This is a genomic window from Roseovarius sp. THAF27, assembly GCF_009363655.1.
In the GTDB taxonomy this organism is placed as follows: domain Bacteria; phylum Pseudomonadota; class Alphaproteobacteria; order Rhodobacterales; family Rhodobacteraceae; genus Roseovarius.
The window spans coordinates 1,170,848-1,196,495 of record NZ_CP045393.1 but is presented as its reverse complement, the minus strand read 5'-3'; the positions used below and the strand labels follow the sequence as shown (position 1 = coordinate 1,196,495).

Annotated in this window: 26 protein-coding genes and 1 tRNA gene; 11 read left to right on the top strand and 16 right to left on the bottom strand. The window is 67.2% G+C overall.

Annotated features, from left to right (window positions below; all coding sequences use genetic code 11):
• Positions 1-34: 34 nt before the first annotated feature.
• The 4 genes from FIU89_RS05995 to FIU89_RS05980 form a co-directional block, all read right to left on the bottom strand.
• Positions 35-1,597, bottom strand: coding sequence for a trimethylamine methyltransferase family protein (locus FIU89_RS05995; protein WP_152491759.1), 1,563 nt, complete (start codon positions 1,595-1,597; stop codon positions 35-37).
• An 89-nt stretch (positions 1,598-1,686) separates the two neighbouring features.
• Positions 1,687-2,577 (bottom strand): DMT family transporter, encoded by an 891-nt coding sequence (locus FIU89_RS05990; RefSeq protein ID WP_152491758.1) that lies wholly within the window; start codon positions 2,575-2,577, stop codon positions 1,687-1,689.
• The gene (locus FIU89_RS05985; protein WP_152491757.1) at positions 2,574-3,278 is read right to left on the bottom strand and encodes an HAD family hydrolase; all 705 of its coding nucleotides are present in this window, start codon (positions 3,276-3,278) and stop codon (positions 2,574-2,576) included. Before FIU89_RS05985 ends, FIU89_RS05990 begins: the two co-directional genes overlap by 4 nt.
• Before the next feature lie 21 nt (positions 3,279-3,299).
• Positions 3,300-3,584 carry a DUF3572 domain-containing protein gene (locus FIU89_RS05980; RefSeq protein WP_152491756.1) on the bottom strand — a complete coding sequence of 95 codons (285 nt, stop codon included), beginning with the start codon at positions 3,582-3,584 and terminating at the stop codon, positions 3,300-3,302.
• A gap of 86 nt (positions 3,585-3,670) precedes the next feature.
• Here FIU89_RS05980 and FIU89_RS05975 point away from each other — a divergent pair, with 86 nt between their 5' ends.
• Entirely contained in the window at positions 3,671-5,062 is a 1,392-nt protein-coding gene (locus FIU89_RS05975; RefSeq protein WP_152491755.1) for a diguanylate cyclase, read from the top strand.
• A gap of 13 nt (positions 5,063-5,075) precedes the next feature.
• On the opposite strand, the gene FIU89_RS05970 is transcribed toward FIU89_RS05975, so the two are convergent.
• From FIU89_RS05970 to FIU89_RS05955, 4 genes are all read right to left on the bottom strand, one after another.
• The gene (locus FIU89_RS05970; protein ID WP_172978035.1) at positions 5,076-5,552 is read right to left on the bottom strand and encodes a periplasmic heavy metal sensor; all 477 of its coding nucleotides are present in this window, start codon (positions 5,550-5,552) and stop codon (positions 5,076-5,078) included.
• Positions 5,553-5,554: 2 nt separating this feature from the next.
• Positions 5,555-5,962 carry a hypothetical protein gene (locus tag FIU89_RS05965; protein WP_152491753.1) on the bottom strand — a complete coding sequence of 136 codons (408 nt, stop codon included), beginning with the start codon at positions 5,960-5,962 and terminating at the stop codon, positions 5,555-5,557.
• Positions 5,959-6,543: an RNA polymerase sigma factor gene (locus tag FIU89_RS05960; RefSeq protein WP_152491752.1), complete on the bottom strand. Its 585-nt coding sequence runs from the start codon at positions 6,541-6,543 to the stop codon at positions 5,959-5,961. The genes FIU89_RS05965 and FIU89_RS05960 overlap by 4 nt, the downstream gene beginning before the upstream one ends.
• Positions 6,544-6,647: 104 nt before the next feature.
• Positions 6,648-7,121 carry an EF-hand domain-containing protein gene (locus FIU89_RS05955; RefSeq protein ID WP_152491751.1) on the bottom strand — a complete coding sequence of 158 codons (474 nt, stop codon included), beginning with the start codon at positions 7,119-7,121 and terminating at the stop codon, positions 6,648-6,650.
• Between the two features lie 249 nt (positions 7,122-7,370).
• On the opposite strand from FIU89_RS05955, the gene FIU89_RS05950 reads away from it, so the two are divergent.
• On the top strand, positions 7,371-7,808 hold the full coding sequence (locus tag FIU89_RS05950; RefSeq protein ID WP_152491750.1) for a DUF983 domain-containing protein: 438 nt from the start codon (positions 7,371-7,373) through the stop codon (positions 7,806-7,808).
• Between the two features lie 28 nt (positions 7,809-7,836).
• On the top strand, positions 7,837-8,553 hold the full coding sequence (locus FIU89_RS05945; RefSeq protein ID WP_152491749.1) for an NUDIX hydrolase: 717 nt from the start codon (positions 7,837-7,839) through the stop codon (positions 8,551-8,553).
• Positions 8,554-8,562: 9 nt separating this feature from the next.
• On the opposite strand, the gene FIU89_RS05940 is transcribed toward FIU89_RS05945, so the two are convergent.
• Both FIU89_RS05940 and FIU89_RS05935 read right to left on the bottom strand, forming a co-directional pair.
• Positions 8,563-9,438: a DMT family transporter gene (locus FIU89_RS05940; RefSeq protein ID WP_152491748.1), complete on the bottom strand. Its 876-nt coding sequence runs from the start codon at positions 9,436-9,438 to the stop codon at positions 8,563-8,565.
• A 319-nt stretch (positions 9,439-9,757) separates the two neighbouring features.
• A complete protein-coding gene (locus tag FIU89_RS05935; protein ID WP_152491747.1) occupies positions 9,758-10,699 on the bottom strand; it encodes a fatty acid desaturase in 942 nt (313 codons plus the stop codon).
• A 105-nt stretch (positions 10,700-10,804) separates the two neighbouring features.
• On the opposite strand from FIU89_RS05935, the gene FIU89_RS05930 reads away from it, so the two are divergent.
• Positions 10,805-11,668, top strand: coding sequence for a helix-turn-helix domain-containing protein (locus FIU89_RS05930; RefSeq protein WP_152491746.1), 864 nt, complete (start codon positions 10,805-10,807; stop codon positions 11,666-11,668).
• Positions 11,669-11,869: 201 nt separating this feature from the next.
• Here the strand turns inward: FIU89_RS05930 and FIU89_RS05925 are convergent, their stop codons facing one another.
• On the bottom strand, positions 11,870-12,913 hold the full coding sequence (locus FIU89_RS05925) for an aldo/keto reductase (RefSeq protein ID WP_152491745.1): 1,044 nt from the start codon (positions 12,911-12,913) through the stop codon (positions 11,870-11,872).
• Between the two features lie 111 nt (positions 12,914-13,024).
• On the opposite strand from FIU89_RS05925, the gene FIU89_RS05920 reads away from it, so the two are divergent.
• Both FIU89_RS05920 and FIU89_RS05915 read left to right on the top strand, forming a co-directional pair.
• A complete protein-coding gene (locus FIU89_RS05920) occupies positions 13,025-13,645 on the top strand; it encodes an ImuA family protein (protein WP_152491744.1) in 621 nt (206 codons plus the stop codon).
• Positions 13,646-14,041 carry a hypothetical protein gene (locus FIU89_RS05915; RefSeq protein ID WP_152491743.1) on the top strand — a complete coding sequence of 132 codons (396 nt, stop codon included), beginning with the start codon at positions 13,646-13,648 and terminating at the stop codon, positions 14,039-14,041.
• Between the two features lie 5 nt (positions 14,042-14,046).
• Here the strand turns inward: FIU89_RS05915 and FIU89_RS05910 are convergent, their stop codons facing one another.
• The gene (locus FIU89_RS05910; protein WP_152491742.1) at positions 14,047-15,306 is read right to left on the bottom strand and encodes an aminotransferase class V-fold PLP-dependent enzyme; all 1,260 of its coding nucleotides are present in this window, start codon (positions 15,304-15,306) and stop codon (positions 14,047-14,049) included.
• Positions 15,307-15,521: 215 nt separating this feature from the next.
• Here FIU89_RS05910 and FIU89_RS05905 point away from each other — a divergent pair, with 215 nt between their 5' ends.
• Positions 15,522-16,760, top strand: a complete 1,239-nt coding sequence (locus FIU89_RS05905; RefSeq protein ID WP_152491741.1) for an MFS transporter — start codon at positions 15,522-15,524, stop codon at positions 16,758-16,760.
• Positions 16,761-16,831: 71 nt separating this feature from the next.
• On the top strand, positions 16,832-18,544 hold the full coding sequence (metG, locus tag FIU89_RS05900) for a methionine--tRNA ligase (RefSeq protein WP_152491740.1): 1,713 nt from the start codon (positions 16,832-16,834) through the stop codon (positions 18,542-18,544).
• Between the two features lie 68 nt (positions 18,545-18,612).
• Here metG and FIU89_RS05895 read toward each other — a convergent pair.
• From FIU89_RS05895 to FIU89_RS05885, 3 genes are all read right to left on the bottom strand, one after another.
• Positions 18,613-18,698: transfer RNA gene (locus tag FIU89_RS05895), tRNA-Leu, on the bottom strand.
• Between the two features lie 33 nt (positions 18,699-18,731).
• The gene (locus tag FIU89_RS05890) at positions 18,732-19,277 is read right to left on the bottom strand and encodes a hypothetical protein (RefSeq protein ID WP_152491739.1); all 546 of its coding nucleotides are present in this window, start codon (positions 19,275-19,277) and stop codon (positions 18,732-18,734) included.
• 54 nt (positions 19,278-19,331) lie between these two features.
• Positions 19,332-19,802, bottom strand: coding sequence for an Lrp/AsnC family transcriptional regulator (locus tag FIU89_RS05885; protein ID WP_057792645.1), 471 nt, complete (start codon positions 19,800-19,802; stop codon positions 19,332-19,334).
• Positions 19,803-19,925: 123 nt separating this feature from the next.
• Between FIU89_RS05885 and putA the strand changes: the two genes are divergently transcribed.
• The 3 genes from putA to FIU89_RS05870 all read left to right on the top strand — a co-directional run bounded on the left by putA (position 19,926) and on the right by FIU89_RS05870 (position 24,718).
• Positions 19,926-23,372 carry a bifunctional proline dehydrogenase/L-glutamate gamma-semialdehyde dehydrogenase PutA gene (gene putA, locus FIU89_RS05880; protein ID WP_152491738.1) on the top strand — a complete coding sequence of 1,149 codons (3,447 nt, stop codon included), beginning with the start codon at positions 19,926-19,928 and terminating at the stop codon, positions 23,370-23,372.
• 228 nt (positions 23,373-23,600) lie between these two features.
• Positions 23,601-24,347 (top strand): rhomboid family intramembrane serine protease, encoded by a 747-nt coding sequence (locus FIU89_RS05875; RefSeq protein ID WP_152491737.1) that lies wholly within the window; start codon positions 23,601-23,603, stop codon positions 24,345-24,347.
• Positions 24,344-24,718 carry a GFA family protein gene (locus FIU89_RS05870; RefSeq protein WP_152491736.1) on the top strand — a complete coding sequence of 125 codons (375 nt, stop codon included), beginning with the start codon at positions 24,344-24,346 and terminating at the stop codon, positions 24,716-24,718. Before FIU89_RS05875 ends, FIU89_RS05870 begins: the two co-directional genes overlap by 4 nt.
• A 97-nt stretch (positions 24,719-24,815) precedes the next feature.
• On the opposite strand, the gene FIU89_RS05865 is transcribed toward FIU89_RS05870, so the two are convergent.
• Positions 24,816-25,604 carry an inositol monophosphatase family protein gene (locus tag FIU89_RS05865; protein ID WP_152491735.1) on the bottom strand — a complete coding sequence of 263 codons (789 nt, stop codon included), beginning with the start codon at positions 25,602-25,604 and terminating at the stop codon, positions 24,816-24,818.
• Between the last annotated feature and the right edge of the window lie 44 nt (positions 25,605-25,648).

Here is a 25,648-nt window from a genome sequence, read left to right as displayed (position 1 = left end):
TTCCAATTGTCGCTATTTCCGGCCGGCGCACGCGTCAGAAATCGGTCGGCGCGCCGCCTTCCTCCTTGCGCCGGGCGACGAAGGCTTCCAGTTCCTCGCGCACCGCGTCGTCGATCGGGGGCGCCTCGAAACTGGCGATGATGTCGCGAAAGACCTGGTGCGCGCGTTGCGGGGTCCATGCCGCGCCAGACGCCTCCCATGCCTCGAAATTCCGCCAGTCGCTCAGGAACGGCTGGTAGAACGCCGTGGTATAGCGGTCCTGGGTGTGCTGGATGCCGAAGAAATGCCCCTGGTTGCCCACTTCGCGCACCGCCTCCAGCGCAATCTCGTCGGGGCCGGTCGCGGTCAGCATCGGGTCCATGTAGCGCTGGATATGCTGCAATATCTCGCAATCCATGATGAACTTCTCGGGGCTGGCGATCAGCCCGCCTTCCAGCCAGCCGGCGGCATGATAGACCATGTGCGCCCCCGACTGCACCGCCGACCACAGGCTGTTCGAGGTCTCCCACATCGCCTGCCCGTCCGGCACGTTCGCCGCGCACACACCTGACGCCCGCATCGGCAGCCCGTAAAACCGCGCCATCTGCCCCGTCATCTGCGTCGCGCGCATGTATTCCGGCGTCCCGAAGGCCGGCGCGCCCGATTTCATGTCGACATTGCTGGTGAACGTGCCGATGGCGCAGCCCACGCCGGGCCGGATCGCCTGCGCCAGCACGATCGCGCACAGCCCCTCGGCCAGGCTTTGCGCCACCGCCCCCGCCATGGTCACCGGCGCCATCGCCCCGGCCAGCGTGAACGGCGTCACCACCAGCCCCTGGTTGCGCCGCGCCAGGCGCATCCAGCCGTCCAGCATCGGGAAATCATGCTTCAGGGGCGAGGTGGAGTTGATGTTGGAATACATGTGCGGGCTGGCTTCGAACTCTGCATCCGTAAACCCGCCGGCAATGCGCACCATCTCCATCACATCCTCGACCCGCTCCCGGCCCAGGCAATAGGCATGCGCCACCTTGTCGGTCAGCGTCAGCTTGTCATAGAGCACATCGAGGTGCCGCACGCTGGCATGCACGTCCTGCGGCTCCACCGGGTAGCCACCGACGAAATGCACGCAGTTAAAATACTGGCTCAGTTTCAGCAGGTTGGCGCACATCTCGCGCGTGCCCGTCACCTTGCGCCCTATCCCCATGTCCCAGTAACTGGGCGGCGACGACACGTTCCCGAAATTCAGGTGCCGCCCCCCGATCGTGATGGCATGATCGGGGTTGCGCGGCGTGATGGTGAACTCGCTCGGCGCCTTGCCGATCATCTCCATCACGAAATCGCGGCCCATCCGCACGTTCTCGCCATTGATGTCGCACCCGCCGGTGCCGCGCAGAACCTCCACCGCCTCGGCGTTCAGGAACTCGATGCCGATCTCCTCGAGGATGCGCATCGCACCGTCATGGATCGCCTGGATCCCGGCCTCGTCCAGCGGCTCGACCGGCCGGTCGATGTTGATCGGCGGGTTCCAGGGCATCTGCTCGATGACGGCGGTGCCCCGGCGTGTCGCGTTTCCGGCCCGCCCGCCACTGCGTTTCCTGCGTAAGGCTGTCTCTGCCATGGTGAGTCTCCTCGAAAGGCTGCCTTCCATGCAATCACCGCGCGGGGGCGCTCGTTTGCCGCTTTGCGACAGAACCTGTCGCAGGTGAACTATCGCGGCACGATTAGCGCCGCCCGCCGCCGCAGGATCGACAGATACGCCGTCAGGCTGCCCACCACGATGGCACCGCCGACCAGCATCGCCACGGTCGGCCGCTCGCCCACGCCGATCCAGACCCACAGTGGCCCCAGCACCGTTTCCAGCAGCATCAACAGGCTGACATTGGCCGCCAGCGTGTGGCGCGCGGCCAGCGACAGCATGAAGAATGATACCGGCAGCACAACGCCCCCGGTGATCGCCATGGCCCAGACCCGGCCCTGAAACATCGCCTCCACACCGGTCACCGACCATCCGATCCCGCCCGCGATCCACGCGCCGACCCCGATGGCAAGCAGGATCGGCAGGTCGGGGCTGGCCCTCACCGTGACGAAATTCAGCGCCAGCACGAACGCCACGCCCAGGCCAAAGCCCGCCCCCGTCACCGCGGCCCAGTTCAGGGCCACGTCGCCATGCCCGCCGCCCAGCACGGCGATCCCGATTCCGGCCATCACCGCCGCGATGGCCGCCCAGGTCAGCGCCGAGGTCGTCTCGCCCGTCACCACCCGGCTCAGCAGCGCCGAAAAGACCGGCACCGCCGCCACGCCCATCAGCACCACCGCCGCCGGGGCCGACGCGATGCCCATACAGAACAGCATCGAGTTCAGCACCTGCGCCACGACGATCATCGCCCCCGGCCCGCTGCGCAGCCGGGCCATGTCGCCGCCGCGGTCCCGGCTGGAGACCGCCCAGGCCAGCAGCATCATCGTGCCCATGAACAAACCGCGCCAGCCGGTCATCTGGATGCCTTCCATGCCCGACAGCCGCATCAGCATCGCGTCCGGCGTCAGCACCAGCGTGCCGACCAGTGCCAGCAGAACCCCGCGCGAGACGCCCGAGCTCACGCGATCATCCAGGCCGGGATATGCCCGATATCCGGCAGCACGACATCGGCAAGGGGCGCCAGGTCGGCCCGCGTGGCCGTGCCGGTCAGCACCGCGACGGTCTGCATCCCCGCCGCGCGTCCCGCCAGCAGGTCATGGGTGCTGTCGCCCACCATCGCCACCCGCCCGGGCGCAAGGCCCATGGCGCGGGCGAAGGCCAGGCAGGGTCCCGGCGCGGGCTTGGCGCCGTGGCCCGAATCGAACCCGGCGATGAAATCGAACTTGTCCACCACCCCGGCCTTGCCCAGGTGCGCCCGCGCGCCATGCTCGGTGTCGTTGGTCGCCACGCCCAGCGCCAGCCCCTCGGCGGCCAGGGCCTGCAGGAACGCCGCCAGCGGCACGGTCTCGGCCTGCGGCGCGGCGGCCGAGGTCTCCATCAGGAAGATCTCCAGCTCTTCGACCTTGCGGTCTGGCACGGCACGCGCCACGCATTCGGCGGCCTCGCGGTTCGTGCCCGCGACGATCGGGCTCATCGGGCGAAACCGCCGCTCGTCCAGGTCGTAATGCATCTCAGACGCCAGTCTCGCCCGCACGGCGGCGTCGCCCTGCGCCAGGTCCTCGATCAGGTCACCGGCCCAGGCGCTCCAGGTGGTGTGGAAATCGAACAGCGTGCCATCCTTGTCGAACAGCAGCCCATCAACCTTTCTTGCGGGTTTGTTCACCTTATGGTCCTCGAAATTAATTTACGTCCAATGGGTCTGGACCCCGCCCGGAAGCGCGGCGCGGGCCTCGACAACCGCCTCGGGCGGCACGTTCGCGGCCTCGCTGAACTCCATGATCCACGCGTCGTCCATCAGCAGAAAATCCAGCAAAGAGGCAAGAAAATCAGGATCTTGCGCACCCGTGAGCAGATCGTCCCGCCCCGCCCCGGTCGCGCCCATGAACACGTCCAGCAGGTTTTCGTGCCCCGCGATCCACGTCAGCGCCTTGAGCGCGATCGTCTCGGCGGCTTCTCGCTGGTTGGCCATATTGCTTAACTCCCGGCAAGGATTTCTTAACCAATGACAGGGATAGTCTTGCCATAGCAAAGAGCAAGTCGGAAAGGCGGCGGCACATGCCGGGCACTGTTCTCATCGTCGATGGTCTGGCGACCAACCGGATCGTGCTGAAGGTCAAGCTTTCAGCCGCCTATTTCCACGTCGAACAGGCCGGCAGCGCGGCAGAGGCGCTGACGCTGATCGCGCACGACAGGCCGCAGGCGGTTCTGGTGACCGATGGACTGCCCGACAGCTCCGCCTGCGACCTGGTCCGCGACATCCACGCCCTGCCCGGCTGCGACCGGCTGCCGGTGCTGGTCCTGACCGCGAAACGGGCCCCCGACGCGCGGCGTGCCCTGCTGAAATGCGGCGCCTGCGACGTCTTGCTCAAACCCTACAGCGAAAAGGTGCTCCTGGCGCGGTTGCGCTCGCTGTCGCGGCAGGCGCCGGTCGAGGTCGATCTCGATCTCACCAGCGGCGCCGCCCACGCGCTCGGGCTGGCCGAGGCGCAGGCCGGTTTCGCCCCGCGCGGGCTGGTGGCGGCGCTGCACCGCGGGACGGCAACGGACCAGGCGCTGTGTCACCGGCTCGCGCAGGACATGCGCCACCGGCTCGAGACCTTCCGCATGGACCGCGCAGGGCAACTCTCGGGGCTGACCGCACCGCCCGACGTGCTGCTCGTCTCCCTGCCCGCAGATGCCGGCGAGGCCGCGCTTGTCCGCCTGGCCGAACTCTGCAGCGCGCCGCGCACCCGCCAGTCCCGCGTGCTTGCGCTGCTGGACGCCGCCGATGACAGGCTTGCGGTCAAGCTGCTGGACATGGGCATCGACGATTTCGCCACCCGCGATGCCGATCCCCGGGAAATCGCCCTTCGCATCGACGCGCTCTTGCGCGCGAAACAGGCCGACGACCTGCAGCGCGCCCGCCTGCGCACCGGCCTGAACGCCGCGGTTACCGATCCGCTGACCGGCCTCTACAACCGCCGATATGCGTTGGCGCAGATGGCCCGCCTGATCGAGACCGCCCGGGAGAGCAAACAGACCTTCGCGCTGATGGTCGCCGATCTCGATCACTTCAAGAGCGTCAACGACACGTATGGCCACGCCGCCGGCGACCATGTCCTCACGCGCGTCGCCAGCGCCCTGCGCGACGCGCTTCGCCCCGGCGACAGCCTGGCGCGCATCGGCGGCGAGGAATTCCTCGTGCTGATGCCCCAATCCGGGATCGCCGCCGCACGCGCCATGGCCAAGCACCTGTGCCGTACCGTGCGCGAGACCGCGATTGCCATCCCCGGGGTCGAGGCCCCGCTCTCCCTGACCGTCAGCATCGGCGCCACCGTTGCCAACCCGGCGGTGAAGGACAGCGACCTCGAACCGGAAAGGCTCCTGGCCGATGCCGACCACGCGCTCTACGCCGCCAAGTCGGGCGGGCGCGACACGGTCACGATCTCGCATTTATCCGCCGCCTGACAGCGGCCGGGCCTCAGCGTTTGCGCCGCTGCATCTCGGCCTCCAGCCGGTCGGCATAGGCGGCCCGGTCGGCCGCGCTCATCTCGCCCCAGTACTCGACCAGCAGACCCTGGGCCGAGGCCATCCGGCCGTCGAACATCTCCCGCAGCCGCGCCATCCGCTCTTCCGCCGCGGCCCCGTCGAACGTCTCGGCCCGCAGCAGCGCGACCAGCCCCTCCATCTCCTGGTGGAACGCCGCGCGTCCGCCCTTTTCGGCCCGGAACGTGCGGATCATGCGTTGCTTCAGCTCCGCCCGGTCCGCCTCGCTCAGCGCCCGGTGCATGGCGCCCGCGCCACCCGGCGGGCCGCCGCGCCACTTGGGGCCGCCCTTGATCGCGAAACCGGCAGCCACGCCGATGACCAACAGGTTCAACGCCAGCGACACCACCAGCAGGATCTTCATCCAGCGCGGTGCCCCCGTACGCGGGGTCATGTCCGTTCCGTCGCTCATGCTCATCCTCCCTCGCCGGGAAAGAGATCGGTGCCAAGGTCCGGCTCGAAGGCCAGCGTGACATCCTGGTCCCAGACACTCTGCGCCGCCGTGCTCAATCCCTCGGGCGGCGCGACCCCGATCCAAACTCCGGTCAGCGCCGCCGCGCCAAGCCCCGCCACGGCGGGCCATCCGCCCAGTGCCGCGAAGACCCCGCGCAGCCCGCGGGCCGGCGCAGGGTAGAGCCGCGCGGCCCCGGCCCCGGCACTGGCGCTGGCCATGTCCCCGGCCCTCTCCGCGAACCCGGCCTGCACGGCCTCCGCGTCGCCCAGCACCCGCGCCAGGAAATCCGCGTCCGGTTCCGGCGCGTGGGTGCGGGCCGCGGCGAACATCGCCTCCATCCCGTCGTCAGGTTTGCCGGTCTTGCTCATTCCGCGTACCCCAGTTCATCCTTCCTGGCGCCCAGCACCTCGCTCAGCGCCCGTTTCCCCCGCGCCGTCAGGCTTTCCACCGCCTCGACGCTGATCCCCATGATCTCGGCAATCTCCGGATTGCCCAGCTCTTCGATATGGCGCAGCACCACCGCCTGTCTCTGCCGCTCGGGCAAGGCCTGCAGCGCCGCCTGCAACGCATCTGCCCGGGCCCGCTCCTGCATGTCCTCGGCCGCACTGGCCCGGTCTTCCGCCGGATCGCCCGCCGCCTCCAGCGGCCTGGTGCGCCAGCCCCGGCGCAGCCGGTCGGTACAAAGATTCGCCACAACGCGGTAAAGCCAAGTGGTCACCTTTGCCTCCCCCTGCCGCCATTCCGGCGCCACCCGCCACAGCCGGAGCAGCGCCTCCTGCGCCACGTCCTCGGCCTCGGCCCGGTTGCCCAACAGCCGGAAGGCATGGGCCAGAACGCGCGGGCTCAGCCGCAATGTCAACGCCCGCGCCGCCGCCCGCTCTCCGTTCGCGAAGAGCACCAGCAGCGCCTCGTCGGGCACGTCGTCCATGGCATCGAGCGGCATCGTCATGTCCCGGTCGTCTATCCTGCCCCGTCACCTTGCGTCCGGTTCTTACGCCGGATCGGCCCGCCCCGGCCAGCGATTAAGCCATCGCCGGGGCGCAACCGCGCGGATCACTCCGCGTTCTGCCCGGTCTTCTTGCCGTGACGTTTGGCGTGCATCTCGCGCATCTTCTCGCGCGCGGCGTCGAACTCGGCCTGGCTGATCGCGCCATCACCATCGGTATCGGCCCGGTCGAACATCTTGCCACCGCGCCGCGCCTGCGCTTCCTCGAAGCTCACGCCGCCATCGCCATCGCTGTCCAGCCGCTCGATCATCTTGGCGGCACGCTTGGCCGCCCTTTCCTGCCCGCGGGCCTGCATTTCCTCCAGGCTCATCACGCCGTCGCCATCGGTGTCGGCTTCATCGAACCGCTCCTTCATGCGCGCCTGCATCTCGCCTTTGGTGATCTGGCCGTCCCCGTTCGTGTCCAGGTCCTCGAACGAATGGCGCGGGCCCTTGCCCTCGCCCGACGCGGCGACGCCCTGCACGGCCCCGCCCAGTGCGATCGTCATGCCAAGGGCGCTCATGATCATCAGGTTCTTCATCTCTATGCTCCATCTCGGTCAGGTCTGCTGCAACGCGATCTTGCGCCGCGTCTTGGGGTTTGCGACCGCGCCTGCCGTCGCGATCTACCTTCCTAAACGACAGCGCCCGCGCGTTCCGTCGCCCCGCACCGATATTTTTCCGGGCAGACCCGGCCCATCCTTTGCGACATCCCGACGCACAGACAGCCTGTCACCTTCCAATTTGGTCCCGGACGGCGCACCTCTGTTGCCATTGACGCGCGAGGGCACATGACCAGCACCGATCACGACACGCACGGCTCCACTTCCGTGGCGCCGACGACGCCGGGGAAACAGGACACCACCGAACGCGAGCTCTGGCCCGCGGTCTTTCGCGGATTTCGCCGCACATGCCCCAATTGCGGGTCGGGCCCGATCCTCAAGAGCTATCTCAAGCTGCGCAAGACCTGTCCGGTCTGCCGCGAAGATCTCAGCCATGCCCGCGCCGATGACGGCCCGGCCTACCTGACGATTCTGGTCGTGGGTCACCTCATGGCTCCGCTCCTGCACATCGCCTTCACCACGTGGCGGCCCGAACCCCTGGTGCTTTTCACCATTTTCGCTATTGGCTGCGTCACGCTCTCGCTTTACCTTCTGCCCCGGCTGAAAGGGGCCATCGTCGGCTTCCAGTGGGCGCGCCAGATGCACGGCTTCGGGGACGACACCTGACCCTTCGGCCCCGAAGGACAGGACTTGAATGACCGCAAGCTACCCGAAACATTCCGACAAGACCTCCATCCGCGACGCCGCCACGGTGATCGTGCTGCGCGACCGCATGACGGACCCGCGCGTGCTGATGGGCCAGCGCGGCGCCAGGGCCGCCTTCATGCCCAACAAATTCGTCTTTCCCGGCGGCGCTGTGGATGCGGGCGACGCGGACATCCCGCTGGCCCGCCCCATGCCCGACGGCTGCGCCGCCCGACTGCGCGACGACAGCGAAACCGACCGCTCGCACGCGCTCGCCGCCGCCGCGATCCGCGAACTCTGGGAAGAAACCGGGCAGGTTCTCGGCCAGCCCGGCGACTGGTCCGGCCCACCGCCCGCCGATTGGGAAGGTTTTGCCGCCACCGGCCACCTGCCCGACGCTTCCGCGCTGCAATTCGTCTTCCGCGCCATCACGCCCCCGGGCCGCCCCCGGCGCTTCGACGCGCGGTTCTTCCTGGTCGACGCCACGGCGCTCGCCTCGGACCCGGACGATTTCTCGCCCGCCTGCGACGAGCTCAGCCATCTTCAGTGGGTGCCGCTGGCCACCGCCCGCCACGACTATGACCTGCCCTTCATCACCGAGGTCGTCCTGGCCGAGATCGAGGCCCGCGCCCACGATCCCGCGCCGCCCGCCTCGGTGCCGTTCTTCCGCAATGACGACGAAAGCAACCTCTTCAAACGCCTTTACGGTGCGCCGCTTCAAGACTGACCTGCTGGCCTATCCCAGCAACACCAGCAACAGGATGCTGGCGCTCACCAGAACGATCCCGACCAGTTCGCGCCGCGTCACCGTCTCGCGGAAGAACAGCACCGAGGCTATCAGCGAAAAGATCACCTCCACCTGCCCCACCGCAAACACGTAGGCCGCGTTCTGCAAGGTGAAGGCCGTGAACCAGCCGACACTGCCCAGCAGGCTCGTCACCCCCATCCACACCGCGCGGCCCCGCGCCGCCCAGACGCGGGCCAACTGCCCCGGCTCGCCCCAACACAGATAGGCCGCCATGCCAAGGCTCTGCGCCGCCGTCACCGCCGCCACCGCGATCATCGCCCGCAGGAACGCATCGTCGCTGGCCACTTCCAGCGTCGCCCCCCTGTAGGTCACCGCCGACACGGCGAAAAACGCGCCGGAGGCCAGCCCCAGCGCCGGCGCCCGGCTGGTCACCCGACGCCACCAGCCGCCCGCGCCCCCCGGCACGTCCGACAACACCAGCACGCCGATCAGCCCAAGGAAAATCGCCACCAGCCCCGGCAGGCTGGTGCGGTCGCCCAGCACGATCAGCCCCACCAGGGCGGTCTGCACCACCTCGGTCTTCTTGAACGTGATCCCCACCGCGAAGTTGCGCTCGGCAAACAGCAGCACCACGCACCACGTCGCCAGTATCTGCGCCAGCCCGCCGCTCAGCACGTAGATCCAGAACCGCCCGCCCACCGCCGGCAGCCCCTGCCCGGACCATGCCGCATAGCCCCCCGCCAGCACCGCCGCCAGCGGCGCGGCATAGGCGAACCGCGCGAAGGTCGCGCCCAGGGCGCTCAACGTCCCCATGCTCAGCGATTTCTGCAACATGAAGCGCAGCGTCTGGAAAAACGCCGCCATGACGGCAAGAAGGATCCACGGTTCTAGGACCAATTGAGCTTCATCCCGCACCACCGGCGCGTGTCGGATTTTGCCGCCCGCCAGGAGATTTGCGCGCCGCGATCTGGTTGATCGCAAGCGCAGATCGACGCCGCGGGAGGCAAAATCCGCCGCGTCGCTCTGCGATTTCGCCAAAATTCATGCTCTCTGCGTTGTTTCCGCTTGAAAGGGGGCCACCCTTCCTGCGCGAAAACGCCTGGAGAGTCCGAATTTTGAACTGAAACCGGTGATGCGGGATGAAGGTCAATTGGTCCTGTCATGGGTCCCTATTGCCGGTCTTTTACTTCCTCCGCCAGAGCGGATGCGCCACCGGGTCCTTCGCCCGCAACAGGTGCCGCGCGAAAATCTCGGCGTAAGAGCGGTAGTAATACCCGCCATTGCGCCGCAGGTAGGTCTCGCGGTTCTGCCGCCACATCGCCGGCAGGCGGTACCACGCCACGCGCGGGTGCATGTGATGCACCACGTGCAGGTTGTTGTTCAGAAAGAGGAACGCCAGCGGCCCGCCATCCTCGACCACCACGGTGCGCCCGCTGGCGCGCTCATGCGCCCGGTGCTCCAGGAAGGTGCGGATCTTCAGGATCGCATAGGCCGCGTAGGCACTGACCAGGTAGGCCCAGACCGGCATCGGCGAGACAGCGACGACCCCCAGCACCGCCGCCACGCCCAGCCCGTGCAACGCCCAGGCCAGCGCGACGCCCCGGTCCCCGGCCCGGATCGCGGCCCAGTCGCCGCGCATGAACACCACCTGTCCCAGCACCGGACCCACGATCATCCGCCCCAAGAGCGTGTTGTTGAACCGCAGCACGGCACGGAACCAGCCCGGCAGCCGCCCCCAGACCTCCGGGTCCAGGTAGTTCGATTCCGGGTCGTCATAGGGATCGGTCAGCAGGCTGTCACGGTGATGCGCCAGATGCAGGTCCATGAACCGCCGGTAGGGCACGCACAGCCCGAGGCTGAAAAACCCAAGCGCCTCGTTGACCCTGTCGTTTCGGGTCGGGTGCCCGTGGATCATCTCGTGCACCAGCGACGAATGCAGCGTGATCCCGATCGCCGCCACCGCCACGCCTGCCGGCAGCCAAAGCCCTGCCAGCCAGAAAAGCGCCACGCCCCAACCCGCGTAACAGGCGGCCAACAGTCCCAGTGTCGGCCATTCCACGTCCGCCAGCGCACGCGCTTCCGGCCCCGGCACCGGTCCGGCGCCGCCTTCCAGTTCCACTTTCATCTTGTCCCCAATTCCGTCCTTCACAAAACCGTTACGACAAATCCTGTCAGCGGGGCAGTCAGAGAATGATTAACAAACCTCCCGTTTGTTGATAAAATCCAACATATGATCCAGAAATCCGACAAACGCGACCGCGCCACCCTGTTCCGCACCCGCCTGAACGAGGCGCTGCGCCTGCGCGGCACCTCGCAAAGCGCGCTGGCGCGGACCGTCGGTGTCGACCGTTCGACCATCTCGCAACTGCTCAAGGGCACCGGCGCGCGCCTGCCCAACGCACAGGTGGTGGGCGAATGCGCGAGGGCGCTCGGCGTCTCCGCCGACTGGCTCCTGGGCCTCACCGACCGGCCCGAGACCGCCGCCGACATCCTCGCCAACACGCTCTCGCTGACCGAGGCGCCCCGCGCGCTCGTCGACGAACAGATCTTCACTTGGCACCGCGAGGCTGCGGGCTACAAGATCCGCCACGTCCCCGCCGGCCTGCCCGACATGCTCAAGACCCGCGATCTGCTGGAATGGGAATACGCGCCCCACCTGGGCCGGTCCACCGAACAGGCCATCGGCGCGTCAGAGGACCGGCTCGACTGGATGCGCGGCACCCGCTCGGATTACGAGATCGCCCTGCCGCTCTTCGAGATGCACAGCTTCATCGCCGGCGAAGGCTATTACCACGGCCTGCCCCGCCAGATCCGCCAAAGCCAGGTCGACTACCTGCTCGAGATCACCGAACAGCTCTACCCGCGCCTGCGCCTCTATCTCTTCGACGCCCGCCGGCTCTATTCCGCGCCCGTGACGATCTTCGGCCCGCTCTTGGCCGTCATCTATATCGGCCGCAACTACCTCGCCTTCCGCGACACCGAACGGGTCGAGGCCCTGACCCTGCATTTCGACAACCTGGTCCGCGAGGCCGCCATCGGCGCCCGCGACCTGCCGGACCACATCCGCCATTGCTGGGCCGAAACCTCGGACTAGCTCCGCCCCGCCCCTTCCTCTGGCCGAAAATATCCTGGGGGAGCGGCGAAACACCGTTTCGCCGCGGGGGCAAAGCCCCCGGCAACGCCCGCCACAAAGGCGGTTTCAGTCGGATATCGCGTAGGCTGGGTGAAAACCCACCACCCCGACCCCGTCGCTCCCACGCTGCGTAGGGTGGGTGAAACCCACCACTCCCACGCCTCAATACGGCATCGGATGCGCCTTGTGCGTGTCGTTCAACGCCTCCAGAACCTCGTCGGACAACGTCACCTCCGCCGCGCCCAGCGCCAGGTCCAACTGCTCCAGCGACGTCGCCCCGAAAATGACCGAGGCCATGAAGGGCCGCGTCAGGCACCAGGCCAGCGCCATCTGCACCGGGTCGAGCCCGAACTGCCGCGCCACCTCCAGGTATGCGTCCACCGCCTCAAAGGCCCTGTCGGTCTTTCGCCCGCCCAACGTCTCGTTCAAAGACAGGCGCGAGCCCTCGGGCACCGCGCCGCCCTGGTACTTGCCGGTCAGCAACCCCGCCGCCAGCGGCGAAAACGCCAGCAGGCCCACATCCTCGTTCACGCTCAGCTCCGCCAAATCGGTGTCGAACAGCCGACACATCAGCGAATACTCGTTCTGGATCGAGGCCACCCGCGGCCCGCCCACCTCTTCGGCCACCCGCAACCACTGCGCCGTCCCCCAGGCACTCTCGTTGGACAGGCCAAAGGCCCGGATCGTGCCCCGCTCCACCTCGCGCTGCAACGCCCCCAGCGCATCCTCCATATGCGCCCGCGTCGCGGCCGGGTCTTGCCCCGACGGATCGAAGGTCCAGTTCTGCCGGAACATGTAGCTGCCCCGGTTGGGCCAGTGGAACTGATAAAGGTCGATCACGTCAGTCTGCAACCGCTTCAACGATCCCTCGATGGCCTGCGGGATCGTCGCGGACGAGATCGGCGCGCCGTCCCTCACATGCTGCATCCCCGCGCCCGAATGTTTCGTGGCCAGCACCACGTCACCGCGCCGCCCCGTCCGCGCGATCCACGTGCCGATGATCTCCTCGGTGCGCCCGATGGTCTCCTTGGCGATCGGGTTCACCGGGTACATCTCGGCGGTGTCGATGAAATCCACGCCCCGGTCCAGCGCCATGTCGATCTGGGCATGGCCCTCGGCCTCGGTATTCTGCGTGCCCCATGTCATCGACCCGAGGCAAAGCGCACTCACCTCGATCCCCGTCCGTCCCAATTGCCTGCGCTGCATGTCCCGCTCCGTCTTGCCTGTCGTCAAAGCCCCATATGTAGCGGCTCTGTCACGGGCGTCACCCCTATTTCGCGATTGAGAACAAAACACGAACAAACTACATTTAAAGGCATGGACACCACCCTGCTCACCCGGCGCAGCAGCCACCGCACCCGCCCCGCGCTCACCGTGCTGGGCGAGATGGCCCTGACCCCCGCCCGCCTGCATGAACTGTGCGGTCCGGCGCGGCACATGGCGGCGATGCTCGTGGCCGCCGCCACCCAAGGCCCGGTGTTCTGGATCGCGCCCGACTGGGCCGCCGACCGGCTCAACCCCGACGGCATGGTGGCGCTGGTGGGCCCCGAACGCTTCACCTTCCTGTCGCCGCGCCAGCCCATCGACCTGCTTTGGTGCCTCGAGGAAGTGCTGCGCTCCGGCGCCGTGCCCCTCGCCGTGGCCGAACTGCCGGACCTGCCCAACCTCACCCAGGTCCGCCGCCTGCATCTCGCGGCCGAAACCGGCGCGGCCGAAGGTGCCGGCGCGCCGCTGGGCCTCATTCTCACCCCCGGCGAGGGCGGCGCCCCCGGCGTCGAAAGCCGCTGGCACATGGCCCCCGCCCATGCGCCCGGGCGGCTGGGCTGGACCCTCTCGCGCCGCCGCGCCCGCACCCTGCCCCCGGCGACATGGGCCGTGACCCGCGCCAGGGGCCGCTTTGCGCTTGATCCCTGCAAGGAACCTGGCAATCCTGCCTAAGTGAAAGATGGGACACGCAAAACACCCGGCCTCGCCGCCGCGCTCTGGCGCGACCTGCTGGGGCGCCGCGCCTTCTGGGCGTCAGCCCTGCTGCTTGCGGGTACGCTTGTGCTACTCGCGATCTTCTTCGTCCGCATCCCGGCCAGCGTCGGCTTAATGATTGCCCGCATCGACAGCATCACCCAGATCGAGACCGATCTCGGCACCCGCCCCGCCTATACCGCCACCACCGACACCGGCCGGCATTTCCCGCTCGTTGCCCCGAACCGCCTGACCCCGCTGCTCGCGCCCGGCGACCGGATCTGCCTGCGGGTCCAGACCGACCGCTTCACCGGCCGCGTCATCGCGCGCCACGCCGTCGAGGCGCCGAAGTGTCGGCCCGCGTCGGCCACCTGACCGCCTTACGCCGCGCCGCCCATCTCGCGCAGCGCGGTCAGCAGCCGCGCCACCTCGACCTCGGTATTGTAGTGACACATCGAGATGCGGATGCAGTCGCTCAGCCCCAGCGGCTTCAGCACGTTACCGCTGTAATGATCGTCCTTGCGGATATGCGTGCGGATGCCCTGCGCGTTCAGCCGCTCCACCACCTCCGCCGAGGGCACGCCCGGGACCACCACCGACACCAGCCCCTCGCGCGCCGGGTTGTCGGCCCCGCCCAGGATGCTGACGTGATCCATGTCGCGCAGCCCTGGCAGGTTGCCGGTGCCCTTGATCATCGCGTCCGTCAGGTGCGTCTCGTAGGCATGTATGGCCCGCCCCGCCGCCTCGATCCGGCGGCGGCGGTCGGTCTCGCCCGACACCTCGCCGCCCAGCCAGTCGAAATAGGCCACCACGTCCGACACGGTGGCATAGCACCCCGCATCGCGCGTGCCCAGTTCCCAGGCGTCCTCGGGCGACCCGATCAGCCGCTCATGCGGCATCACCGCCAGCCGGTCCGAGATCCAGCCGATCCCGAACCCGTGCCGCGAAAACACCTTGTAGGGCGAAATCGCATAGCCATCGACGCCGTAGCTGTCGAGGTCCAGCTGCCCGTGCGCCGCGTGCTGTATCCCGTCCACGATGATCACCGCGTCGGGCGCCACGTCGCGGATCGCCGCGCTGATCGCTGCCACGTCCATGCCCATCCCCGTCACCGGCGAGGCATGCACGATGGTCGCCACCGCCACGTCGGGCGTCATCCGTTCGGCATAGGCCTCGGCGGTCACGACACCCAGCGCATCGTTATGCGGTACCTCGACATATTCGAGCCCCGCCACCTCGGCCCAGCGCCGCGCCGCGCTGCGCGACGCCGGATGCTCGATCGACGACCCGATCACCTTGCCCCCCTCGGGCACGTTCACGCAGGCCGTGCGGATCATCCGAAACAGCAACTCCGTCCCGCTTTCGCCCGCAAAGAACTGCCCCGAGGAAGCGTTCATGAACACCGCCAGATCCGCCTTGGCGCGGTCGATCACGTCCTGGATGCCCTGCCCCGCCGGGTTCGCCCGGCCCGGGTTGTCCGGGATCGCGGCGTAAAAACCGGATGTCTCAACCACCTTTTTCAGCGTCAGCGCCCCGCCCGCGTTCTCGAAGAAAATCCGCTCGCCCTGGAACGGGCAGCTCTCCACATGGGCAAAGCGGTCCCGGATGGCGTGGATCAGTTCGGGGGTCTCTTGGATCATGACGTCTCCTGTCGCATTGAAGGCTTTGCGCCATATGCCGGGATTCCCGCACCGCATACAAGCCGCCTGCCTGCCGGCCCGTGAACGCGGCAAAATCAGGCACTTGGCCAAAGCGGCGCACGCGTCAGGGCTTTGCACCCACATACGCCGAAAACGACGCCCTTCTGTCGAAAACGCGGCAGGACATCGCCGCGCCCGCATGCCAAGTTGGCCCCATGCGCATGATCATCTCCTTCGCGGCCCTTTTCCTGTCGGTCATCCTGTTGCAGCTCTCCACCGGCGGCGTGGCACCGCTCGATGCGCTGTCAGGGCTGACGCTCGACTTCTCCACGCAGGAAATCGGCTTTCTCGGCTCGGCGCATTTCTTCGGCTTCTTCATCGGCTGCTGGTTCGCGCCGCGCCTGATGGGCTCTGTCGGCCATTCCCGCGCCTTCGCCGCCTTCACCGCCGCCGGGGCCATCGGCCTTCTGATGCACATGATCATCATCGACCCTCTGGCCTGGGCGCTGATGCGCGTGGCCTCGGGCCTGTGCATCGCGGGCTGCTACACGGTGGTCGAGGCCTGGCTGCAAGCCAAGGTCACCAACGAGACGCGCGGCCGCACCATGGGCATCTACCGGGTGGCCGACATGGGCGCGTCGCTGGTGGCGCAAATGCTGATTTCCGTTCTGGAACCGGCCTCCTACGTCTCCTACAACATCCTCGCCATCATCTGCTGCGCCTCGCTCCTGCCGCTGACGCTGACCACCGTGCGCCAGCCCGAAACGCCCAAGGCGCCCCGCCTGCGCCCCATGCTGGCGGTCGAATGCTCGCCGCTCGCCGCCGCCGCCGTAATCGTCGCGGCGCTCTCCAGCGCCACCTTCCGCATGGTCGGGCCGCTCTATGGCCAGCAGGTAGGCCTCGCGCTCGACCAGATCGCCTGGTTCCTCGCCGCCTTCGTCCTCGGCGGGGCGCTGGCCCAGTATCCGGCGGGCTGGCTCGCCGACAAGTTCGACCGCCGCCACGTGATGATCGCGCTGTCGCTCGCCGCCATCCTGTGCTGCATCGTCACCGCGCTGGCCGGACCCACCTCGCCCAACGGCGCCATGATCGCCGCCTTCTTCTTCGGCTTCACCGCCTTTCCGATCTATTCCGTCGCCGCCGCCCACGCCAACGACTTCGCCACCTCCGAACAACGGGTCGAGCTCTCCGCCGCGCTGATGTTCTTCTTCGCCCTGGGCGCCATCGCCGCGCCCTACGTGTCCTCCGCCCTGATCGAACGTTTCGGCCCGCAGGCGATGTTCGTGATGATCGCCACGGCCCACGCCGTGCTCATCGTCTTCAGCTTCGTGCGGATGCTGGCCCGGCCCAGCGCCGGCGCCCGCACCCGCTATGTCTGGTCGCCGCGCACGTCCTTCCTGATCGGGCGGCTGACCCGCACCGCCCGCGAGGACGACACGCGCACCGATCCCTGACGCCAACCGCCTCTGGCACAGGCCGCGCCATTGCGTTACATGGACGCTCAAAGCCCCAAGGACGTCTCGCAATGGCCCGCCACCTCATCACCTCCGCCATTCCCTACATCAACGGGATCAAGCACCTCGGCAATCTCGTGGGCAGCCAGCTGCCTGCCGACCTCTACGCCCGCTATCTGCGCGGCCGGGGCCACGAGGTGCTGTTTCTCTGCGCCACCGACGAACACGGCACACCCGCCGAGCTGGCCGCCGCCAAGGCCGGCAAGCCCGTGGCCGAGTATTGCGCCGAGATGTGGCAGGTGCAGGACAAGTTGAGCCAGGGCTTTCGCCTGTCGTTCGACCATTTCGGCCGCTCCTCGTCCGAGCAGAACCGCAAGCTCACCCAGCATTTCGCCGGCAAGCTCTATGACGCCGGCCTGATCGAGGAAGTGACCGAGAAACAGGTCTATTCCAACGCCGACGGTCGCTTCCTGCCCGACCGCTATATCGAGGGCACCTGCCCCAATTGCGGCTTCGAGAGTGCCCGCGGCGACCAGTGCGACAACTGCACCAAGCAGCTTGACCCCGTCGACCTGATCAATCCGCGCTCGACCATTTCCGGCTCGACCGACCTCGAAATGCGCGAGACGAAGCACCTCTACCTGCGCCAGAGCCAGATGAAGGACCGGCTGGAAGACTGGATCGACACGCGAGACGGCTGGCCGGTGCTGACCACCTCCATCGCCAAGAAATGGCTTAATGACGGCGACGGCCTGCAGGACCGCGGCATCACCCGCGATCTCGACTGGGGCGTGCCGGTACAGCGCGGCGACGCGCCCTGGCCGGGCATGGAAGGCAAAGTCTTCTACGTTTGGTTCGACGCGCCCATCGAATACATCGCCTGCGGCGCCGAATGGGTCGAGGCCGGCAAGGGCGACGACTGGGAACGCTGGTGGCGCACCGACAAGGGCGCCGAGGATGTCCGCTACACCCAGTTCATGGGCAAGGACAACGTGCCCTTCCACACGCTCAGCTTCCCGGTCACGATCCTCGGGTCGGGCGAGCCGTGGAAGCTGGTCGACTACATCAAGTCGTTCAACTACCTCAACTATGATGGCGGGCAGTTCAGCACCTCGCGCGGGCGCGGCGTCTTTATGGACCAGGCGCTGGACATCCTTCCGGCCGATTACTGGCGTTGGTGGCTGCTCAGCCACGCCCCTGAAAGCTCAGATGCCGAGTTCACCTGGGAAAACTTCCAGGCAAACGTCAACAAGGATCTCGCCGACGTCCTGGGCAATTTCGTCTCGCGCGTGACCAAGTTCTGCCGCTCCAAATTCGGCGAAGCCGTCCCCGAGGGGGGCAACTACGGCCCCGAAGAGGCCGCGCTGATCGACACGCTCACCACCCGCGTCCGCGCGTATGAGAAACACATGGAAGCCATCGAGGTGCGCAAATCCGCCACTGAACTGCGCGCCATCTGGGTCGCGGGCAACGAGTACCTGCAAACCGCCGCCCCGTGGTCGACCTTCAAGGAAGACCCCGAAAAGGCCGCCATGCAGATCCGCCTCGCGCTCAACCTCATTCGGCTATATGCCGTGATCTCCGCGCCCTTCATCCCCGACGCCTCCGCTGCGATGCTGCAGGCCATGCAGACCGATGATTGCCACTGGCCCGACGACGTGGATCAGGCGCTGCAAAGCCTGAAACCCGGCGACGCCTTCACCGTCCCGGACGTGCTTTTCGCCAAGATCACCGACGACCAGCGCGAGGAGTGGGCGGCGCGCTTCGCCGGCACCCGCACCTGAGGGCACCCGGCAAATCTTTTCTGAAAAGATTTGCCAAAAGCTTTCTCAAAGCTTTTAGCCCCTGCCCGTGGTACCCGCGGCCGGACTCGAACCGGCACGGCCTTTCGGCCTGGAGATTTTAAGTCTCCTGTGTCTACCATTCCACCACGCGGGCTCAGGCCCCCGTCGTAGCGTGACACTTGCGCGATCACAACTCCTCTTCGCCCTGCTCCAGCACCGGCAACAGGTGCCGCTCGCCCAGCCACGGGTTCAGCGCCAGCGCCGCGCGCAACGCCAGCGCCGCCTCGCCGTTGCGGCCCAGCGCGTGCAGGGTCAGCGCCTGCCCTGTCCGCGCCGCCACGTGCCGCGGCTGCAACTCCAGCGTCCGTTTCAAGTCCGGCAAGGCCGCCTCGAAATCCTCTCTCAGGAAATGGATGAACGCCCGCTGGTTGTACCCTTCGGCATAATCCGGGCAATACGCCACCAACGCCTCGGCCGCCGCCATCGCCGCATCGTAGTCATAGACCTCACGCCGCGCCATCGCCTCGTCCAGCAGCCCCTGCGCCCTGGCGTCCGGCGCCTCGGCCCACAGCGCCCACATCTCGTCCGACAGCGCCCGCCCCGCTGCCTCGTCCGGCGCATCCTGCGCCGCCTCGATCAGTCGCGACAACTCCGCCGAATGGTCAGGCACGTCAGGACAGGTCTCGGCCCAGGCCGGGGCGGCCAGGATGCAGGCAATCAGCAAATGTCTCATGGACATCAATGATGCGCCGCGAGCCCGCAAAATCAACGCGCAAATGCGCCCCGCTCAGAACACCTCGGACAGCGCGTTCTCCTTCACCGCCTCCATCGCCACGTAGGTCGAGGTCTTCGACACGTGCGGCAAGGTGCTGATCTGTTCGGCCAGCACCCGGCGGTAATCCTGCATGTCCTGCGTGCGAATCTTCATCAGGTAATCGAAATTCCCCGCGATCAGATGCACCTGTTCGATCTCCGGGATCCGCTTCACCGCCGCGTTGAACTCCGCCAGCGCGCTTTCCCGCGTATCGGTCAAACTCACCTCCACAAAGCTCACATGGTCCAGCCCCAGCCGGATCGGGTCCACCAACGCCCGGTAGCCCGAAATCACGCCCTCGCGTTCAAGCTTGCGCAGCCGCGCCTGGGTGGGCGACTTCGACAGGCCGATGCGCCCGGCCAGCTCAGTAATGCTGATCCGCCCCTCCGCAACCAGCACACGAAGAATCGCCTTGTCGAACTGATCCAGCTCGCTTGCATCCATTTGACTTGCACCTCCGCCGAATTACCGTCTCTTTATCCCGCGAAATGACACCAATCGGGAAATCAGATCAGATATACAGTGGTACACTAGTCCAAACCGCCATCCCCCAGCAAGAGGACCGCAATGCCTTACGATTCCGACCTGCGCCGTGTGATCGACCAGACCACCTATGCCGAAGAGGCCGAAACCGTCGCCCGCCTGACCGAGGTGGCGGGCCTCACGGAAGAGGACCGCGTGCGCATCTCGAAATCCGGCGCCGACCTTGTCCGCCGCATCCGCAATCAGTCGGACCCCGGCCTGATGGAGGTCTTCCTGGCCGAATACGGCCTTTCCACCGACGAAGGCATCGCGCTCATGTGCCTCGCCGAGGCGCTCCTGCGCGTCCCCGACGCCGACACGATCGACGCGCTGATCGAGGACAAGATCGCGCCCTCGGACTGGGGCAAGCACATGGGCCACTCCACCTCGCCGCTGGTCAACGCCTCCACCTGGGCGCTGATGCTGACGGGCAAGGTTCTCAAGGACGACAACCCAGGCCCTGTCGGCCACCTGCGTGGCGCGATCCGCCGCCTGGGCGAGCCGGTGATCCGCACCGCCGTCGGCCGCGCCATGCGCGAAATGGGCCGCCAGTTCGTGCTGGGCGAAACCATCGAGTCCGCCATGGACCGCGCCGCGAAGATGGAAAAGAAAGGCTACACCTACTCCTATGACATGCTGGGTGAGGCCGCGCGCACCGACGCCGACGCCATCCGCTATCACCTGGCCTATTCCCGCGCGATCAGCGCCATTTCCAACGCCTGCACGCACAAGGAAATTCGCAAGAACCCCGGCATCTCGGTCAAGCTCTCGGCCCTTCACCCCCGTTACGAGGTCGCGCAAAAGCATCAGGTCATGGACGTTCTGATGCCCCGCCTGCGCTCGCTCGCCATCTTGGCGAAATCCGCCCGCATGGGCCTCAACATCGACGCCGAAGAGGCCGACCGCCTGTCGCTCTCGCTCGAAGTGATCGAGGCCACGCTCTCTGAGCCGTCGCTGGCCGGATGGGACGGCTTCGGCGTCGTGGTACAGGCCTACGGCCAACGCGCCAGCCACGTGCTCGACTATCTCCACGACCTCGCGCAAAAGCTGAACCGCCGCATCATGGTCCGTCTGGTGAAAGGCGCCTACTGGGACACCGAGATCAAGCAGGCCCAGGTCGAAGGCATCGACGGCTTCCCGGTCTTCACCTCGAAATCGGCCACCGACATTTCCTACATCGCCAACGCCCGCAAGCTCTTGTCGATGACCGATCACATCTACCCACAATTCGCCACGCACAACGCACACACCGTGGCCGCCATCCTCGATATGGCCAAGGAAATGGACAAAGGCGTTGAGACCTTCGAATTCCAACGCCTGCACGGCATGGGCGAGGCGCTGCACAACATCGTCATGAAGGAGCACGGCACCAACTGCCGCATCTACGCCCCCGTCGGCGCCCACCGCGACCTGCTGGCCTATCTGGTGCGCCGCCTTCTGGAAAACGGCGCCAACTCCAGCTTCGTCAACCAGATCGTGGACGAGGATGTCGCCCCCGAAACCGTCGCCCGCGACCCGTTCGAGGCGTACCGCGACGACCGCCCGAAACTGCCCACCGGGCCGGAACTCTTCCTGCCCGAACGCCCCAATTCCAAGGGCTTCGACCTCAAGCACCAACCAACGCTCGACGTGATCGAGGCCGCCCGCGGCCCCTTCGCCAACGCCACTTGGGAGGCTGCACCGCTGATCGCGGGCAAAGCCAACCCGGAAGACCCCGAAGCTGTTTCCAACCCCGCTGACCCCTCCGACAGCCCCGGCACAGTCGCCTCGGCCAGCAAGAATGACATAGAAAACGCCCTGTCCGCCGCCGCGCCTTGGGACGCCCCGATCGAGGAGCGCGCAAAAATCCTCAACGCCGCCGCCGACCTCTACGAGGAAAACTTCGGCGAGATATTCGCCATCCTCGCACGCGAGGCCGGCAAGACCCCGATGGACGCCGTGGCCGAACTGCGCGAGGCGGTGGATTTCCTGCGCTACTACGCCGCCAACGCGCCGCAGGACCCGCCCGTGGGCATCTTCACCTGCATCAGCCCGTGGAACTTCCCGCTGGCGATCTTCACCGGCCAGATCAGCGCCGCCCTGGCCGCCGGCAACGCCGTGCTCGCCAAACCGGCCGAGCAGACCCCCCTGATCGCCCATTACGCCATCTCGCTGATGCACAAGGCGGGCGTGCCGAGCACGGCGGTGCAACTCCTGCCCGGCGCGGGCGACGTGGGCGCCGCGCTCACCTCGGATGCCCGCATCGGCGGCGTGGCCTTCACCGGCTCGACCGAGACCGCGCTCAAGATCCGCGCCACCATGGCCGAGAATCTCGCCCCCGGCGCGCCGCTCATCGCCGAAACCGGCGGGCTCAACGCCATGATCGTCGATTCCACCGCCCTGCCCGAACAGGCCGTGCAGGCCATCGTCGAATCCGCCTTCCAGTCGGCGGGCCAACGCTGCTCCGCCCTGCGCTGCCTCTACGTACAAGAGGACGTGGCCGAAGGCTTCACCGAAATGCTCACCGGCGCGATGGACGCGCTTTCCATGGGCAAACCGTGGTCTCTGTCCACCGACGTGGGCCCCGTCATCGACGAAGAGGCCCGCCAGGGCATCGCCGCCCATATCGAACAGGCCCGCGCCGACGGCCGCCTGATCCACGAGATCCCCTCACCCAACTCGGGCTGCTTCATTGCGCCCACGCTGATCAAGGTGAACGGGATCGAGGACATGCAGCGCGAGATCTTCGGCCCGGTCCTGCACATGGCCACCTTCAAGTCGCGCAACCTCGACAAGGTGATCGGCGCCATCAACGGCACCGGCTATGGCCTGACCTTCGGCCTGATGACCCGGATCGACGACCGCGTCCAGCACGTGACCGAGGCAGTGCACGCCGGCAACATCTACGTCAACCGCAACCAGATCGGCGCCATCGTCGGCAGCCAACCCTTTGGCGGCGAAGGGCTTTCCGGCACCGGCCCCAAGGCGGGCGGCCCCAACTACCTCGCCCGCTACACATCCCGCCCGGCCGATCATACGGATGCCACCTGGGACGGCACGATGGACGCCAAGGCGGTCCAATCGGCACTCGACAAGGCCGCCAAAAACCACACGCCCCAGCCAGTCGAGGCCATCGTCCTGCCCGGCCCCACCGGCGAGTCCAACCGGCTCACGGCCCATGCCCGCCCGCCGCTTCTCTGCCTCGGCCCGACGAAGGAAATGGCCGAGGCGCAGGCCAAAGCGGTCGAAGCCTTGGGCGGCCGCGCCCTGCGCGCCACCGGCAAGGTGGACGCCGAGGCGCTCACAACGCTCTCTGGCTTCTCCGGCGCGCTCTGGTGGGGCGATACCGATACGGCCCGCGCCTATGCATCGGCCCTCAGCCAGCGCAAGGGTCCGATCCTGCCCCTGATCACCGGCCTGCCCGATACCGGCCATGTCATGGGCGAACGCCATGTCTGCGTCGACACCACGGCGGCAGGCGGCAACGCGGCCCTCCTGGGTGGCGTCGCCTGAGCCAAAGCCGACACCCCGGCTTTTTCTTGCCGAAAATACTCAGACCCCGCCGCCCGCCACCGGGCGCGGGGTCTGAGCCATGGCACAGCGCCCGCCACCCCGCCCATTTTCCGCGCGGAAAATGGCCTGGAGAATACGCATTTTCCAAAGCAGAATTTGCGCAAATTCTGCCCGCCCCACTCCACGCGCCCGCTTGACTGTCCCGCGGCGCGCGGCCACTTTGCGCCCATGATCCCGATCCGCGACCATAACCCCTCGGGGCGCACCCCATTCGTCACCTACGGGCTGATGGCGCTCAATATCGGCATCTTTCTCAGCTACTTCCCCGCACTCTCGGGCGATCCCCGGGCGCTGATGCTGTTCTACTACGACTGGGCCATGGTCCCGGCGCTGGTCACCGCCGAAGGCACCTACAGCACGCTTCTCACCTCGACCTTCCTGCATGGCGGCTGGATGCACCTTGCGGGCAACATGCTCTTCCTGTGGATCTTCGGCGACAACATGGAAGAGGAGTTCGGACACGTGGGCTATCTCCTCTTCTACCTTGCCTGCGGGTTGGCCGCCAGCGGGGCACAGCTGGTCTCGGCTCCGCTCAGCCAGGTGCCCACCGTCGGCGCCTCGGGGGCCATTGCGGGCGTGATGGGCGGCTATCTCCTCCTGTTCCCCAAGGCCAAGATAGACATCTTCATCTTCCTGGTCTTCATCATCCGCATCATCTCGGTCCCGTCCTGGATCATGCTGGGCCTGTGGTTCATCTTCCAGCTTTTCGGCGGCGCGGGCAGCAGCGCCGATGATGGCGGCGTGGCCTACTGGGCCCATGCCGGCGGCTTCGTCGCGGGGCTGATCCTGACCCTGCCGCTTTTCCTGCGCCGGGGCGGTCCGGCCTATTGGGACCGCACCGAAGGCCACCCGCCGCACCCGGAGGCGAAATACAAGCTCAGCCGCACGAACATCCCCAGGGTCACCCGCAAATGACCCTGCACAAGGCCAGCTGCCATTGCGGCGCGGTGCGCTTCACCGTCGATATCGACGGCACCATCGAGGGGGCGATGCGCTGCACCTGTTCCTTCTGCCGCCGCCGCGCCGCGCCCAATATCAGCGTGCCGCTCGACCGCCTGACCATCACCGATGGTACCGACAACCTGACGCTCTACACCTGGGGCACCGGCACGGCACAGCACTATTTCTGCAAGACCTGCGGGATCTACACCCACCACCAGCGCCGCTCGGACCCCACTGAATACGGCGTGAACCTGGGCTGCATCGACGGCCAGAACCCGGCCCATTACGAGCCGATCCCGTGGAACGACGGGATCAACCACCCCTCCGACGCGAAAAAGACCTAAGGCGTTTCCGGGTCAGTCTGAAACATGCATCGCTTTTTGCGTCTCAAGAGGCAGCGAAAAGCGATCCGGTGTGTCCCGGAAATGCTCTGGACCGGCCTCAGGTGTTGCGGATGATCCCGGCGAACTTGTCGAAAATCGCCTCGTTGGCGCACACCACGTCGCCCCGCTCCAGCAACTCGGCGCCCGGCGTCAGCGGCTCGACGAACCCGCCCGCCTCTTTCACGATGATCACGCCCGCGGCAATGTCCCAGGCGTTCAGCCTGCGCTCCCAGAACCCCTCGTAGCGGCCCGCCGCCACATAGGCCATGTCCAGCGCCGCCGAGCCCCAGCGCCGCACGCCGGCGCAGGTCGGCATCAGCCGCGCCAGGTCCTGCAAGGTCGCCGGCAGGTCGCCGCGCCCGCCGAACGGCACGCCGGTGGCAAAGATCGACTCGATCAGCTTGGACCGCCCCGACACCCGCAGCCGCTTTTCGTTGATGAACGCGCCCTCGCCCTTCTCGGCCAGGAACATCTCGTCCTTGGCGGCGTCAAAGATTACCCCCGCCACGACCTGCCCCTTGTGCTCCAGCGCGATCGAGACGCACCAATGCGGCAGCCCGTGCAGGAAATTCGTCGTCCCGTCCAGCGGGTCCACGATCCAGCGCCGCGTCGGGTCCTGGCCCTCTTCCTCGCCGCCTTCCTCGGCCAGCCAGCCATAGGTCGGCCGCGCGCCCATCAGCTCTTCCTTCAGGATCGCCTCGGCGGCGATGTCGGCGCGGCTGACGAAATCGCCCGCGCCCTTCATGCTGACCTGCAGGTTCTCGACCTCGCGGAAATCCTTGACCAGCGACCGCCCCGCCTTGCGCGCGGCTTTCAGCATGATGTTGAGATTGGCACTGCCGGGCATGTCTGGGGCTCCTTTGGGGTCAGGCCGCGCGTATACGCGGGCCT

Excerpts from the sequence above, each read along its gene's own strand:
- FIU89_RS05995 (WP_152491759.1), bottom strand. The coding sequence starts at position 1,597 with ATGGCAGAGACAGCCTTACGCAGGAAACGCAGTGGCGGGCGGGCCGGA.
- FIU89_RS05980 (WP_152491756.1), bottom strand. The coding sequence starts at position 3,584 with ATGGCCAACCAGCGAGAAGCCGCCGAGACGATCGCGCTCAAGGCGCTG.
- FIU89_RS05975 (WP_152491755.1), top strand. The coding sequence starts at position 3,671 with ATGCCGGGCACTGTTCTCATCGTCGATGGTCTGGCGACCAACCGGATC.
- FIU89_RS05970 (WP_172978035.1), bottom strand. The coding sequence starts at position 5,552 with ATGAGCGACGGAACGGACATGACCCCGCGTACGGGGGCACCGCGCTGG.
- FIU89_RS05965 (WP_152491753.1), bottom strand. The coding sequence starts at position 5,962 with ATGAGCAAGACCGGCAAACCTGACGACGGGATGGAGGCGATGTTCGCC.
- FIU89_RS05960 (WP_152491752.1), bottom strand. The coding sequence starts at position 6,543 with ATGACGATGCCGCTCGATGCCATGGACGACGTGCCCGACGAGGCGCTG.
- FIU89_RS05955 (WP_152491751.1), bottom strand. The coding sequence starts at position 7,121 with ATGAAGAACCTGATGATCATGAGCGCCCTTGGCATGACGATCGCACTG.
- FIU89_RS05950 (WP_152491750.1), top strand. The coding sequence starts at position 7,371 with ATGACCAGCACCGATCACGACACGCACGGCTCCACTTCCGTGGCGCCG.
- FIU89_RS05945 (WP_152491749.1), top strand. The coding sequence starts at position 7,837 with ATGACCGCAAGCTACCCGAAACATTCCGACAAGACCTCCATCCGCGAC.
- FIU89_RS05940 (WP_152491748.1), bottom strand. The coding sequence starts at position 9,438 with ATGGCGGCGTTTTTCCAGACGCTGCGCTTCATGTTGCAGAAATCGCTG.
- FIU89_RS05935 (WP_152491747.1), bottom strand. The coding sequence starts at position 10,699 with ATGAAAGTGGAACTGGAAGGCGGCGCCGGACCGGTGCCGGGGCCGGAA.
- FIU89_RS05930 (WP_152491746.1), top strand. The coding sequence starts at position 10,805 with ATGATCCAGAAATCCGACAAACGCGACCGCGCCACCCTGTTCCGCACC.
- FIU89_RS05925 (WP_152491745.1), bottom strand. The coding sequence starts at position 12,913 with ATGCAGCGCAGGCAATTGGGACGGACGGGGATCGAGGTGAGTGCGCTT.
- FIU89_RS05920 (WP_152491744.1), top strand. The coding sequence starts at position 13,025 with ATGGACACCACCCTGCTCACCCGGCGCAGCAGCCACCGCACCCGCCCC.
- FIU89_RS05910 (WP_152491742.1), bottom strand. The coding sequence starts at position 15,306 with ATGATCCAAGAGACCCCCGAACTGATCCACGCCATCCGGGACCGCTTT.
- FIU89_RS05905 (WP_152491741.1), top strand. The coding sequence starts at position 15,522 with ATGCGCATGATCATCTCCTTCGCGGCCCTTTTCCTGTCGGTCATCCTG.
- metG (WP_152491740.1), top strand. The coding sequence starts at position 16,832 with ATGGCCCGCCACCTCATCACCTCCGCCATTCCCTACATCAACGGGATC.
- FIU89_RS05890 (WP_152491739.1), bottom strand. The coding sequence starts at position 19,277 with ATGAGACATTTGCTGATTGCCTGCATCCTGGCCGCCCCGGCCTGGGCC.
- FIU89_RS05885 (WP_057792645.1), bottom strand. The coding sequence starts at position 19,802 with ATGGATGCAAGCGAGCTGGATCAGTTCGACAAGGCGATTCTTCGTGTG.
- putA (WP_152491738.1), top strand. The coding sequence starts at position 19,926 with ATGCCTTACGATTCCGACCTGCGCCGTGTGATCGACCAGACCACCTAT.
- FIU89_RS05875 (WP_152491737.1), top strand. The coding sequence starts at position 23,601 with ATGATCCCGATCCGCGACCATAACCCCTCGGGGCGCACCCCATTCGTC.
- FIU89_RS05870 (WP_152491736.1), top strand. The coding sequence starts at position 24,344 with ATGACCCTGCACAAGGCCAGCTGCCATTGCGGCGCGGTGCGCTTCACC.
- FIU89_RS05865 (WP_152491735.1), bottom strand. The coding sequence starts at position 25,604 with ATGCCCGGCAGTGCCAATCTCAACATCATGCTGAAAGCCGCGCGCAAG.